Here is a 13,931-nt window from a genome sequence, read left to right as displayed (position 1 = left end):
CCGGCCCTCCGCCCGCTCAGTCCTGCCGCGGGTGGTGGGCCGGGATCTCGGGGAGCTTCCCGGTGTTCTCGTAGGCGGTGAGCATGTCGATGCGGCGGGTGTGCCGCTCCTCGCCCGAGTACGGGGTGTTCAGGAAGGTCTCGACGAACTTCACCGCCTCGTCGCGGCTGTGCATCCGGCCGCCGACACTGATGACGTTGGCGTTGTTGTGCTCCCGGGCCAGCTCGGCGGTCTGCTCGCTCCAGACGAGCGCGGCGCGGACGCCCTTGACCTTGTTGGCGGCCATCTGCTCGCCGTTGCCGGAGCCGCCGATGACGATGCCGAGGCTCTCGCTGTCGGCGGCGGTCCGCTCGGCGGCGCGGAGGCAGAACGGCGGGTAGTCGTCCTGGGCGTCGTAGATGTGCGGGCCGCAGTCGACGGGCTCGTGGCCGTTGGCCGTGAGCCACTCCACGAGGTGGTTCTTGAGTTCGAAACCGGCATGATCGGAGCCGAGGTACACGCGCATGGGAAGCAGTGTGGCACGGCCCTGCCGGGGCGTCGCCGAGGGTGGGCCGAGGGGCGGCGGCTCCCGCGGGCACGGGGCGGCGGGCGGCCCGGGCGGCCCGGGAGCCACGGCGGGAAGACCGCGGGACGGACACGGGTGACGCGGACGAGGGCCGTACGGCGACGGGCCGCACGGGAGCAGCACACGGCAGTACGGGCGCAGCACGAACACGGGCCGGGCCCGCGACCGCGGTGAGGCGGTGCGGGCCCGGCCCGTGTTCGTGAGGGGCCGCGGTCAGCCGCGGCGGCCGGCGAGCTTCCAGGCGGCCGGCAGGGCGCCCATGGCGAGGGCGGCCTTCAGGGCGTCCCCGATGAGGAAGGGCACCATGCCGACGGCGAGGGCCTTGCCGAAGGAGAGGTCCGCGGCCAGGGCGAGGTAGGGCACGCCGACCGCGTAGATGATGAGCGAGCCGAGGGCCATGGTGCCCGCGGTGCGCAGCAGGCCGCGGTCGCCGCCGCGCCGGGCCAGCGCGCCGACGACGGTGGCCGCGAGCAGCATGCCCAGGACGTAGCCGAAGGTGGCCGAGCCCGCGCCGCCCGCGAACCACGGCATACCGGCCATGCCGACGAGCGTGTAGAGGGCAAGCGAGAGGAAGCCGCGGCCGGCGCCGAGCGAGGCGCCGACGAGCAGCGCGGCGAAGGTCTGGCCGGTGACCGGGACCGGGGAGCCGGGCACCGGGACGACGAGCTGGGCCGCGGCACCCGTGAGCGCGGCGCCGCCCACGACGAGGGCCGCGTCCCGCAGCCGGGCGCGGGTGGCGGTGGCCGCGGGCAGCAGGTCGGCGAGGACCGCGCCGGGGCGGTGGGTACGGGTGACGGCGGCAGTGCTCATGTGGGCTCCGCGGAACGAGGACGGCGGGGGACACGGTGACGCTAGCCGACGAGTCAACGATCGTTCACCATGAGCCGTCGACAAAGGCGGGGCGGGAGGCTTGGTAGGTTTCCCATAACGGCCCGGTGGCACCCGGGCTCGCGGTGAGTGGACGGGGCGGGGCACACCCGTGACGCTCGTCACGCGGACCTGCCGGAGAGAGCGGTTCGCGGAGCGGGCCGCCAAGGGGCGGCCGCCGGGCGGGAGATGGGCCAGCACTGTGGGGACCCACCAAAAGACCTCTGCGGCCCGGGGCGGGGCGGCCGGGCCGGACGGTTCCGGGGCGGCGCGGCGTCAACACGGAGGGTCAATCGACCGTCCGGATATCGGTACATGACATGGGCGAAGTTGTTCTGAGCGGTACACACCGGGACACTGAGGCCGCCCGTCCCACCTCACGTACTGGACACCACGGCTCATGAATCCGACGTCCCCGCCGTCCCCGCCGTCTCCGGTCTCCGCGCCCGCCCGCGCCGGGGCGCCCGGGGCCACGGAGCGCGGCACCCCGCTCCCTGGCGGTCTCAAGCAGCGCCATCTGTCGATGATCGCCCTCGGCGGGGTGATCGGCGCCGGCCTGTTCGTCGGCTCGGGCGCCGGTATCGCCGCCGCCGGCCCGTCGATCGTGCTCGCCTATGCGCTCTCCGGCGCGCTGGTGCTGCTGGTGATGCGGATGCTGGGCGAGATGTCCGCCGCGCACCCGGCCTCCGGATCCTTCTCCGTGCACGCGGAGCGCGCCATCGGCTCCTGGGCGGGCTTCACGGCGGGCTGGATGTTCTGGACGCTGCTGTGCGTGGCGGTCGCCGCCGAGGCCATCGGCGCGGCGGCGATCATGACCAGTTGGCTTCCCGGGACCGAGTCCTGGATGTGGGTGGCCGTCTTCATGGCGCTGTTCTGCGGCACCAATCTGGCGGCGGTCGGCAACTTCGGCGAACTCGAGTTCTGGTTCGCCGCGCTGAAGGTGTTCGCCATCGCCGCCTTCCTGCTCCTCGGCGTGCTGGCGATCCTGGGCGCGCTCCCGGGCACGGAGACGCCGGGCACCGCGCACCTCACCGGTGACGGCGGCTGGCTGCCGAACGGCGCGGAGGGCTTCCTGGTCGGCCTGCTCGCCTCGGTGTTCGCGTACGGCGGCCTGGAGACGGTGACCATCGCCGCCGCGGAGTCGGAGCGGCCCCGGCACGGTGTCGCCCGCGCCGTGCGCACGGCGATGTGGCGAATCGCCCTTTTCTACGTCGGCTCCATGGCCGTGATCGTCACTCTTGTCCCCTGGAACGACGCCTCGGTCGTCAAGCCCGGTCCGTATGTGGCCGTGCTGGACTTCCTGGACGTGCCGGCCGCCGCGCAGATCATGAACGCCGTGATCCTCGCGGCGCTGCTGTCCGCGATGAACGCCAACATCTACGGCGCCTCCCGCATGGCGTACTCGCTGATCGCCCGGGGCAACGGCCCGGCGGCCCTGGGCCGGGTGACCGGCGGGGTGCCGCGCCGCGCGGTGCTGGCCTCCTCCGCCTTCGGCTTCCTGGCGGTGCTGTTCAGCTTCTGGTGGCCGGAGACGGTCTTCGTCTGGCTGCTCAACATGGTGGGCGCCGCGGTGCTCGTGGTGTGGGGCTTCATCGCGGCGGCCCAGCTGCGGGGCCGGCGGCGGCTGGAGCGGGAGGCACCGGAGCGGCTGACCGTGCGCATGTGGTGGTTCCCGTACCTCACCTGGGTCGCGCTGGCGGGCATCGCGGCCGTCCTGCTGCTGATGCTGCGGGACGGCGAGACGCGGACGCAGCTGTTCTTCACCGGCGGGCTGACGCTGCTGCTGGCCGGTACGGGCTACCTGCGGCAGCGGCGGACGGGCGGGCGCGGCGTTCCCGCGCCGCGCTGAGCGCCCCCGGCTCGGACACGAGGGCCCACGCGCGCAGCCGGCACGCGGGGCCCTCGTCGTACAGCCTGGGCGGGCGGGTCAGTCGAAGACCGGCCCCTGGGTGCGGGTCCGCTTGATCTCGTAGAAGCCGGGGGTGGAGGCGACCATCAGCGTGCCGTCCCACAGCTTCGCCGCGGCCTCGCCCTTGGGTGCGGGCGTGACGACCGGACCGAAGAAGGCACAGGGCTCGCCGTCGGCGCCCGGCACGGCGATCACGGGGGTGCCCACCTCCTCGCCGACGAGTTCGATGCCCTGTTTGTGCGAGGCGCGCAGCTCCGTGTCGTAGGCGTCGGTGTCCGCGGCGTCGACCAGCTCCGCCGGCAGCCCGGCGTCCCGGAGCGCCGCGGCCATCGACTCGCGGGAGACGCCCTCGCCGCCGTTGTGGAAGCGGGTGCCGAGCGCCGTGTAGAGCGGCCCCAGGACATCGCTGCCGTGCTCCCGCTCGGCCGCGACGGCGACCCGTACCGGGCCCCAGGCCGTCTTCTCCAGCATCTCGCGGTACTCCTCCGGAAGCTCGTCCAGCCGCGGTTCGTTGAGCACCGCCAGGCTCATCACATGCCAGCGCACCTCCACCGGACGCACCTTCTCGACCTCCAGCATCCAGCGCGAGGTCAGCCAGGCCCACGGGCAGACCGGGTCGAACCAGAAGTCGACGGGCGTCTTCTCGGGTGCGGTCACAGGGGTTCTCCTCATCGAAGGGCTCGGTCCATCGTGGTGTGCTCGGGGTGGTTCCCACGGTCAACCACTGGCCCTGCGTGACGCATTCCCACCCGCCGGTGAGCGCGTGACACTATGGCGGCTGTTCGCACTGTGAGACCCGCAGTGTGTGACTCGCGTGAGTGACAGACGAGGCAAAGGAGCCGTCGTGCCCGGTGAGAACCTGACCCGTGACGAAGCCCGCGAACGGGCCGGGCTGCTGACCGCCCACGGGTACGAGGTGGCGCTGGACCTGCGGTCGGCGACGGCCCCCGACGCCCCCGAGCCGCGCACCTTCCGCTCCGTGACCACGATCCGCTTCGGCTGCGCCCGGCCCGGCGCGTCGAGCTTCGCCGATCTGCTGGCCCCGTCCGTCACCTCGGTCGTCCTCAACGGCCGCGAGCTGGACCCGGCCGCCGTGTTCGACGGCACGCGGATCGCGCTGGAGGACCTCCGCGAGGAGAACGTCCTCACCGTCGACGCGCAGTGCGCCTACAGCCGCACCGGTGAGGGCATGCACCGCTTCGCCGACCCGGAGGACGGCGAGGTCTACCTCTACACGCAGTACGAGCCCGCCGACGCGCGCCGGGTCTTCACCACCTTCGAACAGCCCGATCTGAAGGCCCCGTTCATCTTCACCGTCACCGCGCCCGAGGGCTGGACGGTGCTGAACAACGGCGCGGCCGACGGGGAGCCCGTCCCCGCGGAGGGCGGCGGCGCCGTCTGGCGCTTCCTGCCGACGAAGAGCATCTCGACGTACATCACCGCGGTCGTCGCCGGGCCGTACCACATGGTCCGCGACACCTACCGGCGCACGCTGGACGACGGCAGCGAACTGGTGATCCCGCTCGGCGCCCTCTGCCGCAAGGGGCTCGCCCGCTACTTCGACGCGGATGACATCTTCACCGTCACCAAGCAGGGCCTGGACTTCTTCCACGAGCACTTCGGCTACCCGTACCCGTTCGGCAAGTACGACCAGGCCTTCGTCCCGGAGTACAACCTCGGCGCCATGGAGAACCCGGGCCTGGTCACCTTCCGCGAGGAGTACGTCTTCCGCGGCAAGGTCACCCAGGCCTCGTACGAGAGCCGGGCCAACGTCATCCTGCACGAGATGGCGCACATGTGGTTCGGCGATCTCGTCACCATGGAGTGGTGGGACGACCTGTGGCTGAAGGAGTCCTTCGCCGACTTCATGGGCGCCTTCTCGCTCGTGGAGGCGACCCGCTTCGAGAACGGCTGGATCACCTTCGCCAACCGCCGCAAGGCGTGGGCGTACCGCGCGGACCAGCTGCCCTCCACGCACCCGGTGACCGCCGACATCCGCGACCTCCAGGACGCCAAGCTCAACTTCGACGGCATCACCTACGCCAAGGGCGCCTCGGTGCTCAAGCAGCTCGTCGCCTATGCCGGCCGGGACGCCTTCCTGGAGGGCGCCCGCCGCTACTTCCAGCGGCACGCGTACGGCAACACCCGCCTCGAACACCTGCTGTCGGTGCTGGAGGAGACCTCCGGCCGGGACATGGCCGAGTGGTCCCGCGCCTGGCTGCAGACCGCGGGCGTCAACACCCTGACCCCGGACGTCGTCCAGGACGCGGACGGCCGGATCACCGAGTTCGCCGTCCTCCAGGAGGCGGCCCCCTCGCACCCGGAGCTGCGCCCGCACCGGGTGGCCATCGGCCTCTACCGGCGGGAGGGCGACGCGCTCGTCCGCTTCCACCGCGTCGAGACCGATGTCGCCGGTCCCCGCACGGTCGTCACCGAGCTGGCCGGGGCCGCGCGGCCCGATCTGATCCTCGTCAACGACGACGACCTCACCTACTGCAAGACCCGCTTCGACGCGCACTCCCTCGGCACCCTCCGCGCGAGCCTCGGCGACATCACCGACCCGCTGGCCCGCGCGCTGTGCTGGTCGGCGCTGTGGGGTCTCACCCGGGACGGGCTCATGCCCGCCCGCGACTTCCTCGACCTGGTGCTGCGCTTCGCCGGCCGCGAGAGCGACATCGGCGTGCTGCAGATGCTGCACGCCTGGGCGCACTCCGCGCTGGTCCACTACACCGCCCCCGACCGGCGCGAGCAGAGCGGCCGGGCGCTGGCCGAGGGGGCGCTCGGCGAGCTGCGGCTGGCCGAGCCGGGCAGCGGCCACCAGCTGGCCTGGGCGCGGTTCTTCGCGCTGACCGCCGGCAGCGCGGCCGATCTGCAGTTGCTGCAGGGCCTGCTGGCGGGCACCGCCAAGATCGACGGTCTGGAGGTGGACCAGGAGCTGCGCTGGGCCTTCCTCGAACCGCTCGCCGCGCACGGGGCCGCCGGGGCGGCCGAGATCAACGCCGAACTGGCGCGCGACGACACCGCCTCCGGCAAGCGCCACCAGACGCGCTGCCTCGCCGCCCGGCCCTCCGGCGAGGTCAAGGAGCGGGCCTGGGCGGACGTGGTGGAGTCGGACACACTGTCGAACGCCCTGGTCGAGGCCACCATCGCCGGCTTCGACCAGCCCGGTCAGCGGGAACTGCTGGCCCCGTACGTCCCGCGGTACTTCGCCATGATCGAACAGGTGTGGGAGAAGCGGTCCATCGAGATCGCCATGTCGGTCGTTCGGGGCCTCTTCCCGATGCTGCAGGGCAACCAGGAGACGCTGGACGCGGCGCAGACGTGGCTCGACGAGCACCGGCAGGCGCCGCCCGCTCTGCGGCGGCTGGTGCTGGAGGCGCACGCCGATCTGGCGCGCGCCCTGCGGGCCCAGGACTGCGACCGGGCGGCGGACTTCGCGGACTGAGGACGCCGCGGCGGGACGACGGCCGGCCGCCCATCTCCCCGGTGCGGGGGCGGGCGGCCGGCCGCTGTGCGGCGGCGGGCGTCCGGGTCAGGACGTGCCGCAGTACTCCGCCTCGGCCACGGCCCGGCCGTCGCCGGTCCAGTCGCCGTTGACGTTGAAGGAGGCCGCGTGGTCCCCCGCCCGGGTGACGGTCGCCGCGGAACCGGAGCCGCGGATGCCGCCGCTGTGACCCCAGATGGTCACGCCGCAGGAGAGGGTCTCCGGGTAGATGCCGAGGCCGTAGCGGTCGAGTCCCGGCAGCCCGGTGTCCACGGTGTTCAGCATGGCCTTCAGCTGACGGTCCGGCAGCAGCTTGCCGCGCACCAGCGCCCGGTAGAAGCGGTTCAGGTCGCCCGTGGTGGAGATCATCTCCCCGGCCGATCCGGCGACGGAGGGGTTGAGTTCCGTGGTGTCGTAGATCTTCTCCTCCGGGTCGCCGCCCAGCGTGGAGTAGGCGCGGCCGTGCGGGCGGGGCATCTCCGGGTCGGTACCGGGCACCGTGGTGGCGCGCAGCCGGAGCGGGCGGAGGATGCGGCGCTCGATCTCCTCGCCGTACTCCTCGCCGGTCACCCGCTCGATGACCATGCCGGCCAGGATGTAGTTGGTGTTGGAGTAGTTCCAGCCCGTGCCCGGCGGGAAGTCCGGCTCGTGCGCCATGGCGGTCTGCACGAGCTGCTCCGGCGTCCAGGTGTCGTAGCGGTGCTCCAGGAAACCGGGGCCGGAGATCTTCTCCTCGATGCCGGGGTCGTCGGTGTAGTTGAAGACGCCGCTGGTGTGGTTGAGGAGCTGCCGGACGGTGATCTTCCGGCCGTCGTTGCCGTTGCCGCGCACCATGCCCGGGAGCCACTGCTCGACGGTGTCGTCGAGGTCGATCCGCTGCTCCGCCTCCAGTTGGAGGAGGACGGTGGCCACGAAGGTCTTGGTGATGCTGCCGACGCGGAAGCGGTCCTTCGGCAGCCGGGGGCGCTCGGTCTCCAGGTCGGCGACGCCGGAGGAGCCGTTCCAGACGCCGTGGCGGTCGACGGCCTGGAGCAGCACGCCGGGGAGGCCCGCGGCGACCTGTGCGTCCATGGCCTCCTGTGTCGCCGCGTGCCCGCGGCCCGTGCCCGGCTTCCCCTCCTCCGCCGGGCCCGCCGCGGCCGCGGCCGGGGCGCTCAGCGCGCCGAGCGCGAGGACCGCCGCCGTCAGGGCCGCGGCGAGTGGGCCGCGCCGTTCTCTGCCTGAACGTGTCGCCATGAAGTCCGTTCCCTCCGTTGCCTGCTTCCGATGGACCGTGCCGTGCCGCGGCGGGGCCGCGCCGGGAAGGACCTCCGCGCCGGTGCGGGAGTTGACGCCGTTGCGGCAGCTCGGGGCGGAGGGGCTGGTTCCGTCCGTTCCGCGGCGCGTTCCGGCTGGTGGGGACGGGCCTCGCGGCGGCACCCGTCAGCCCCGGGCGAGGAGCAGTTCGGTGTTGCGGTCGCCCGGCTCGCCCGAGAGCGTGGTGCGCGCGCCGGGGGTGTTGAGGGACAGCTCGCGGTAGAGGGAGGCCAGTCCGGTCTGGGAGAGGTCGGAGTGGTCGGCGCGGTACGGAGCGGCCGATTCCACCAGCGTGGTGAAGAGGGAGAGCGTGCCGTCGCGGTTGTCCACCAGTTCGATCACCCGGGCGAGTTGGGGGAAGTCGACGTGCGAGGCCGTGGAGATCTCCCAGAAGCCCTCGCGCGGGGTGATGTTGTTCTTGTGGCTGTGGCCGTTGATCCAGGCCAGGACGTTGCGGTGGCGGCCGAGCAGGGCCAGCAGTTCCTCGCCGCCGTGCCGCTTCTCGTCCGGCCGGGCGGGGTCGGGGCGCAGATTGCGCATGGTGGAGCCGGTGTGGTGGCTGAAGACCAGGACGTGCTCGTCGCGGTGCTCGGTGAGGGTCCGCTCCAGCCAGCGGAGTTGCGCGGTGCCGAGGGAGCCCTCGTAGTGGCCGCCGTTGTCGGTGCTGTCGAGGCTGATGCCGAGGACGCCCTCGGCGATGCGGAAGGAGTAGTACAGGCGTTCCTCGGCGAGGTTGGCGCTGGTGTAGCCGTGGCCGCGCGGGCCGGGCCCGGTGTGCCAGGGGTCGAGGTGCGCGGTCACGTATTCGAGCGGCGTGAAGGGCGCGCGGCGCTCGTCGGGGGTGACCCGGCGCATGGCGCGGGTGCGGGAGCGCAGCAGCTCCTCGAAGCGGCGGCCCTCGGGGTCGCCGGCCTTTCTGACGTTGGTCCAGAGGGCGGCGCCCTCGGCCGGGGACAGGCTCTCCAGCTTGCGCCCGCCGACGGCGAACTCGGCGAAGAAGCCGCCGCGGGCGTAGGCGCCGCCGGGCAGGGTGTCGTGGTTGCCGACCGTGGAGTACCAGGGCATGCGCAGCCCGGGGCTGCGGACCTCGCGGATCGCCGCGTCGAGGAAGCCGTCGATCCGGGGGAAGCCGAGTTGCTTGTCGCCGTCGCGCAGGGTGTCCTCCGGCTGCCAGTAGAGCGGAAGGCCGCTGTTCTGCACGCCCTCGTAGCGGCGGTCGTCGCCGGTGTTGGGGATGATCCGGCCGCCGCTCATGGCGGTGAGGAACCACTGCAGTTCGGCGCGGGAGTTGTTGTCGGTGTTGTCACCGGTGGTCATGGCGAAGGCGAGCGGGCTGCCGGTGGCGGGGCCGCCGGGCAGCGCGTTGACGCGTTCGATGAGTGAGACGGTGCCGGCGACGGAGAGCGCCTCCTGCGGGCGCCAGGCGCTGGCGGTCGAGGCGCGCAGGTACTCGTAGCGCAGCGGGTGCTGGACGTCGACGATGTGCAGGTCCGTGAACTGGACGAAGCAGGCGAGCGCGGTGCGCCGGTCCGCTCTGCCCTTCCGGGCGGACGCCAGTTCGGAGCGGACGACGCGGGGCCAGCCGGGGCCCTCCCCGAGCCGCCGGTAGCCCGTGGCGCCGCGCGGGGTGGCCACCGTGTCGAGCGTGGTGCCCTGCCGGGAGGAGGTGGTGCGGGCGCGGTCCGGCGGCGCGGTGGACGGCCCGGTGACGGGCCCGGCGGAGCGGGCGCGGGGCGGCGCGGTGGCGGCCTCCGCCGGTCCGCTCCCGGAGCCGAGGGCCGTACCGAGGCCGGCGGAGACCCCGAGCGCGCCGACGGTGGCGAGCAGGGCACGGCGGTGGAGGGCTGCGGAGTCGGTCGTTCCGATGCGGGACATGGGGGCTCCCCGAGTGCTGCGCGCGGACACGGCGGAAGCGGGGGCGCGCCCCGCTCCCTCGGATGCTTGGCACCGGGGGTGGCCCCTGTTTGAACGAGACCGGAACGTCCGGCGCCCATCGCCGCACATCGATCACCGGTACGGGAAGCGGTCATCCGGCTCCGGCCCGCGGGTTCCCCGCCGCTCACCCGGCGTTCACCGGGGCCCGGCCCGTGCCGGGGGCGGACGGCAGCACGACGACGGGACAGCGGGGGGAGACCGCGGCGGCGCCCGGCGGCGGCACTCGGGGGGTACGGCGGACGGCAGAAGGACGGCCGGCGTGGAACGGCGGCCTCCGGAGCGGTCGCCGAACGGCGGTCACCCGGCTTTCAACGAACTTCCGCCACCGGCGAATTGGGGCTTCGGACCCGCTTCGCCCCCGAATGGCGGTGGCGGAAATACGCCACCGTCCGCTCAGCGGGCGCCCAACCCTCCCCAAACTCCTCGCACTTACATATAAGTGCGGTCAACCGGATCCGATTTCCGAACAAGGGTGGCCATGCCTTCTTCTCCCATACCCGAGCCGCCGTCCGGCCCGAGACGCGCGGCCCGCGCGGCGATCACCGCGGGCCTGGTGGCCGCGCTCGCCGCGGCCGGCCCCGTCCCGGCCTTCGCCGCGGACGGCGGCCCCGGCTCCTCCCCCGCCCCGGCGAAGTCCGCCGGGGACAAGCTCGGCTCCGCCGACGCCGAACTGCTCGCCGAGGCCAAGTCCGACGGCGACAAGAACGTCACGATGATGCTCGCCACCGCCCCCGGGGCGACCGAGCAGGCCGTGGACGAACTGGAGTCCGTCAAGGGCGCCTCCGTCGGCAGCACCTACGACAAGCTCGGCTATGTGCGGGCCACCGTGCCCACCGGCCGCGCCGACGCCGCCATCGCCAAGGCCGCGAAGCTCTCCTCCGTGCACGGCATCGACCTCCGCCAGGAGATCCGGCTGCCGGACCCGACGCCGAAGGGCGACCGCGCGAAGGGCGCCAGGACCGGCCCCACGGGCTCGTACGACGGCCCGGACGAGGACACCCCGGCGAAGAACCCGTACCAGCCGTCCCACGAGACCGGCGCCGTCGACTTCGTGAAGAAGAACCCGAAGGCGGACGGCCGGGGCATCACCATCGGCATCCTCGACTCCGGCGTGGACCTCGGGCACTCCGCCCTGCAGAAGACCACCACCGGCGAGCGCAAGATCACCGACTGGGTGACGGCGACCGACCCGATCGTGGACGGCGACGGCACCTGGCGCCCCATGGTCCAGGACGTCTCCGGGCCGACGTTCACCTACGCCGGCCGCACCTGGACCGCGCCCGAGGGCTCGTACCGCGTCAGCCGCTTCGCCGAGTCCGCCACCACCGGCGGCGACATGGCGGGCGACCTCAACCGGGACGGCGACACCACCGACACCTGGGGCCTGCTGTACGACCCGGCCGCCGGCACCGTCCGCGTCGACCTCGACGACGACGGCGACTTCGGCGACCAGGAGGCGATGAAGCCGTACAAGGACGGCTTCCACGTCGGCTACTTCGGCACCGACGACCCGGACACGGCGATCGCCGAGCGGATCCCCTTCGTGGTGGAGATCCGCAAGGACGTGCCGATGGACCCGTACGGCGGCGACTGGACCGGCAAGACGGCCGACTTCGTCAACATCGGCGTCGTCGAGGGCTCCCACGGCACGCACGTCGCGGGCATCACCGCCGCCAACGGCCTCTTCGGCGGGAAGATGGACGGCGCGGCCCCCGGCGCGAAGCTCGTCTCCTCGCGCGCCTGCACCTGGTCCGGCGGCTGCACCAACGTCGCGCTCACCGAGGGCATGATCGATCTCGTCGTCAACCGCGGCGTCGACATCGTCAACATGTCCATCGGCGGACTGCCCCCGCTGAACGACGGCAACAACGCCCGTTCCGAGCTCTACACCCGGCTCATCGACACCTACGGCGTCCAGCTCGTCATCTCCGCCGGCAACAGCGGTCCCGGCGCCAACACCATCGGCGACCCCTCGCTCGCCGACAAGGTGATCAGCGTCGGCGCCTCCGCGTCCCGGGAGACCTGGGCGGCCAACTACGGCTCCGTGATGCGGACCCGCTACTCGATGATGCCGTTCTCCTCCCGCGGCCCGCGCGAGGACGGCGGCTTCACTCCGACCCTCGCCGCGCCCGGGGCCTCCATCAACACCGTCCCGAGCTGGCAGCCCGGCCAGCCGGTCGCCGAGGCCGGCTACGAGCTGCCGCCCGGCTACGGGATGCTGCAGGGCACGTCGATGGCCTCCCCGCAGGCCGCCGGCGCCTCCGCGCTGCTGCTCTCCGCCGCGAAGCAGAAGAAGATCGACCTCACCCCGGCGAAGCTGCGCACCGCGCTGACCAGCACGGCCCACCGCATCAGGGGTTTCCAGGCGTACGAGCAGGGCGCCGGGCTCATGGACGTGGTGGACGCCTGGTCCGCGATCCGCAACGGCGCGAGCGCCCACACGTACACGGTCTCCGCCCCGGTGAACACCGTGCTCTCCGGCTATCTCAAGACCCCGCACCGCGGCACCGGCGTCTACGACCGCGAGGGCGGCCTCAAGACCGGCAAGTCCCGGACGTACGACGTGACCGTCACCCGCACCAGCGGCCCGTCCGGCCCGGTCCGGCACGAACTGAACTGGGCGAACAACGACGGCACCTTCTCCCTCGTGGGCTACGACACCGTCAACCTGCCGCTGGACAAGCCGGTCACCGTCAAGGTCCGGGCCAAGGCCCGTAGCGCCGGCTTCCACAGCGCCGTCCTGGAGCTGGACGACCGGCGCACCAGGGGCACCGACCAGCAGATCATGACGAGCGTCGTGGTCGCCGACGAGCTGGCCGCCCCGTCGTACGCGGTGAAGAAGTCCGGCACCGCCGAGCGGAACCGGAACACCTCGTACTTCGTCACCGTGCCGGAAGGCGCCAAGAGCCTCGAGGTCCGGATGGACGGGCTGAAGGACGGCAGCCAGACCCGGTGGATCGCCATCAACCCGTACGGCGTGCCGGTCGACCCGAGCAGCACGATCTACTGCTACCCGAACTACAGCAGCCCCAACAACACCTGTGACCCGTCGCGGCGCGGCTACGCCGACCCGATGCCGGGCGTGTGGGAGATCGAGGTCGAGTCGCGGCGCACCTCGCCGCTGCTGTACAACCCGTACACGGTGACGGCGACGGCGCTCGGCACCGTCTTCGACCCGGCCGTGCGGACCATCGAGGAGGCCGAGACCGGCACCCCGGCCTCGGTGGACTGGAAGGTCACCAACGGCTTCGGTGCCATCGACGGCAAGCTGCGCGGCGGCGAGCTGGGCTCGGCCAAGAGCGCGCGCCCGTCCATCGGCGACGGCGCCTCGCAGGAGACCACCGTCGAGGTCCCCGAGGGCGTCTCCCGGCTGGACGTGACCATCGGCTCACCCTCCGACACCGGCGCCGACCTGGACCTCTCGGTCTACAAGGACGGCGCGCTCGTGGACTACGACGCGGACGGCGACTCCGAGGAGTCGGTGACGCTGACCGAGCCCGCGGCCGGTACCTACACCGTGGTGGTGGACGGCTACTCGGTGCCCGCGGGCACCACCGAGTACGACTACCTCGATGTGTTCTACGCCTCCTCGCTCGGCGAGGTGACCGTGGACGAATCGGCGGTCGTGAAGCTCGGCAACGGCGCATCCGCGCAGGTGGGAGCCGAGGTCGTGGTGAACGGCGCGGCTCCGGAGGGCCGTGAGTTCTTCGGCGAGGTCAGCCTGCTGAACGCCCACGGCACGGTCACCGGCAAGGGCAGCGTCAAGATCGAAAAGGTCCTTCCGTAGCGGCCTGAGACACTGGACGGCGGGGCGGGCGCTCTCGGAGCACCCGCCCCGCCGGCAGTACGGCACCAAGGCAGCAGCAGAGGAAGGC

At 72.7% G+C, this 13,931-nt stretch carries 8 protein-coding genes; 3 read left to right on the top strand and 5 right to left on the bottom strand.

What is annotated here, in order from left to right:
* Positions 1-16: 16 nt before the first annotated feature.
* Positions 17-505 carry a ribose-5-phosphate isomerase gene (locus E4N63_RS22130; RefSeq protein ID WP_125621916.1) on the bottom strand — a complete coding sequence of 163 codons (489 nt, stop codon included), beginning with the start codon at positions 503-505 and terminating at the stop codon, positions 17-19.
* Positions 506-778: 273 nt separating this feature from the next.
* Entirely contained in the window at positions 779-1,375 is a 597-nt protein-coding gene (locus E4N63_RS22125; protein WP_095757386.1) for a biotin transporter BioY, read from the bottom strand.
* 457 nt (positions 1,376-1,832) lie between these two features.
* Here E4N63_RS22125 and E4N63_RS22120 point away from each other — a divergent pair, with 457 nt between their 5' ends.
* Positions 1,833-3,281, top strand: coding sequence for an amino acid permease (locus tag E4N63_RS22120; RefSeq protein ID WP_230241539.1), 1,449 nt, complete (start codon positions 1,833-1,835; stop codon positions 3,279-3,281).
* Positions 3,282-3,359: 78 nt separating this feature from the next.
* Here the strand turns inward: E4N63_RS22120 and E4N63_RS22115 are convergent, their stop codons facing one another.
* Complete coding sequence (locus E4N63_RS22115; RefSeq protein WP_230241538.1) at positions 3,360-4,013, bottom strand: DsbA family protein; 654 nt, start codon at positions 4,011-4,013, stop codon at positions 3,360-3,362.
* A gap of 172 nt (positions 4,014-4,185) precedes the next feature.
* Between E4N63_RS22115 and pepN the strand changes: the two genes are divergently transcribed.
* Complete coding sequence (pepN, locus tag E4N63_RS22110; RefSeq protein ID WP_125621920.1) at positions 4,186-6,786, top strand: aminopeptidase N; 2,601 nt, start codon at positions 4,186-4,188, stop codon at positions 6,784-6,786.
* A gap of 87 nt (positions 6,787-6,873) precedes the next feature.
* On the opposite strand, the gene E4N63_RS22105 is transcribed toward pepN, so the two are convergent.
* Both E4N63_RS22105 and E4N63_RS22100 read right to left on the bottom strand, forming a co-directional pair.
* Positions 6,874-8,061, bottom strand: a complete 1,188-nt coding sequence (locus tag E4N63_RS22105; RefSeq protein WP_125621922.1) for a serine hydrolase — start codon at positions 8,059-8,061, stop codon at positions 6,874-6,876.
* A 186-nt stretch (positions 8,062-8,247) separates the two neighbouring features.
* Positions 8,248-9,996, bottom strand: a complete 1,749-nt coding sequence (locus tag E4N63_RS22100; RefSeq protein ID WP_125621924.1) for a TIGR03767 family metallophosphoesterase — start codon at positions 9,994-9,996, stop codon at positions 8,248-8,250.
* 538 nt (positions 9,997-10,534) lie between these two features.
* Between E4N63_RS22100 and E4N63_RS22095 the strand changes: the two genes are divergently transcribed.
* Complete coding sequence (locus E4N63_RS22095; RefSeq protein WP_230241537.1) at positions 10,535-13,843, top strand: S8 family serine peptidase; 3,309 nt, start codon at positions 10,535-10,537, stop codon at positions 13,841-13,843.
* Positions 13,844-13,931: the final 88 nt, after the last annotated feature.

Origin of the sequence: Streptomyces sp. MNU89 (assembly GCF_020982505.1) — a bacterium.
Classification (GTDB): Bacteria; Actinomycetota; Actinomycetes; order Streptomycetales; family Streptomycetaceae; genus Streptomyces; species Streptomyces xinghaiensis.
The sequence above is the reverse complement of the archived record's forward strand: the minus strand, read 5'-3'. Positions and strand labels throughout refer to the sequence as shown.

Coding starts and splice junctions, on each gene's coding strand:
- E4N63_RS22130 (WP_125621916.1), bottom strand. CDS start 505: ATGCGCGTGTACCTCGGCTCCGATCATGCCGGTTTCGAACTCAAGAAC.
- E4N63_RS22125 (WP_095757386.1), bottom strand. CDS start 1,375: ATGAGCACTGCCGCCGTCACCCGTACCCACCGCCCCGGCGCGGTCCTC.
- E4N63_RS22120 (WP_230241539.1), top strand. CDS start 1,833: ATGAATCCGACGTCCCCGCCGTCCCCGCCGTCTCCGGTCTCCGCGCCC.
- E4N63_RS22115 (WP_230241538.1), bottom strand. CDS start 4,013: ATGAGGAGAACCCCTGTGACCGCACCCGAGAAGACGCCCGTCGACTTC.
- E4N63_RS22105 (WP_125621922.1), bottom strand. CDS start 8,061: ATGGCGACACGTTCAGGCAGAGAACGGCGCGGCCCACTCGCCGCGGCC.
- E4N63_RS22100 (WP_125621924.1), bottom strand. CDS start 9,996: ATGTCCCGCATCGGAACGACCGACTCCGCAGCCCTCCACCGCCGTGCC.
- E4N63_RS22095 (WP_230241537.1), top strand. CDS start 10,535: ATGCCTTCTTCTCCCATACCCGAGCCGCCGTCCGGCCCGAGACGCGCG.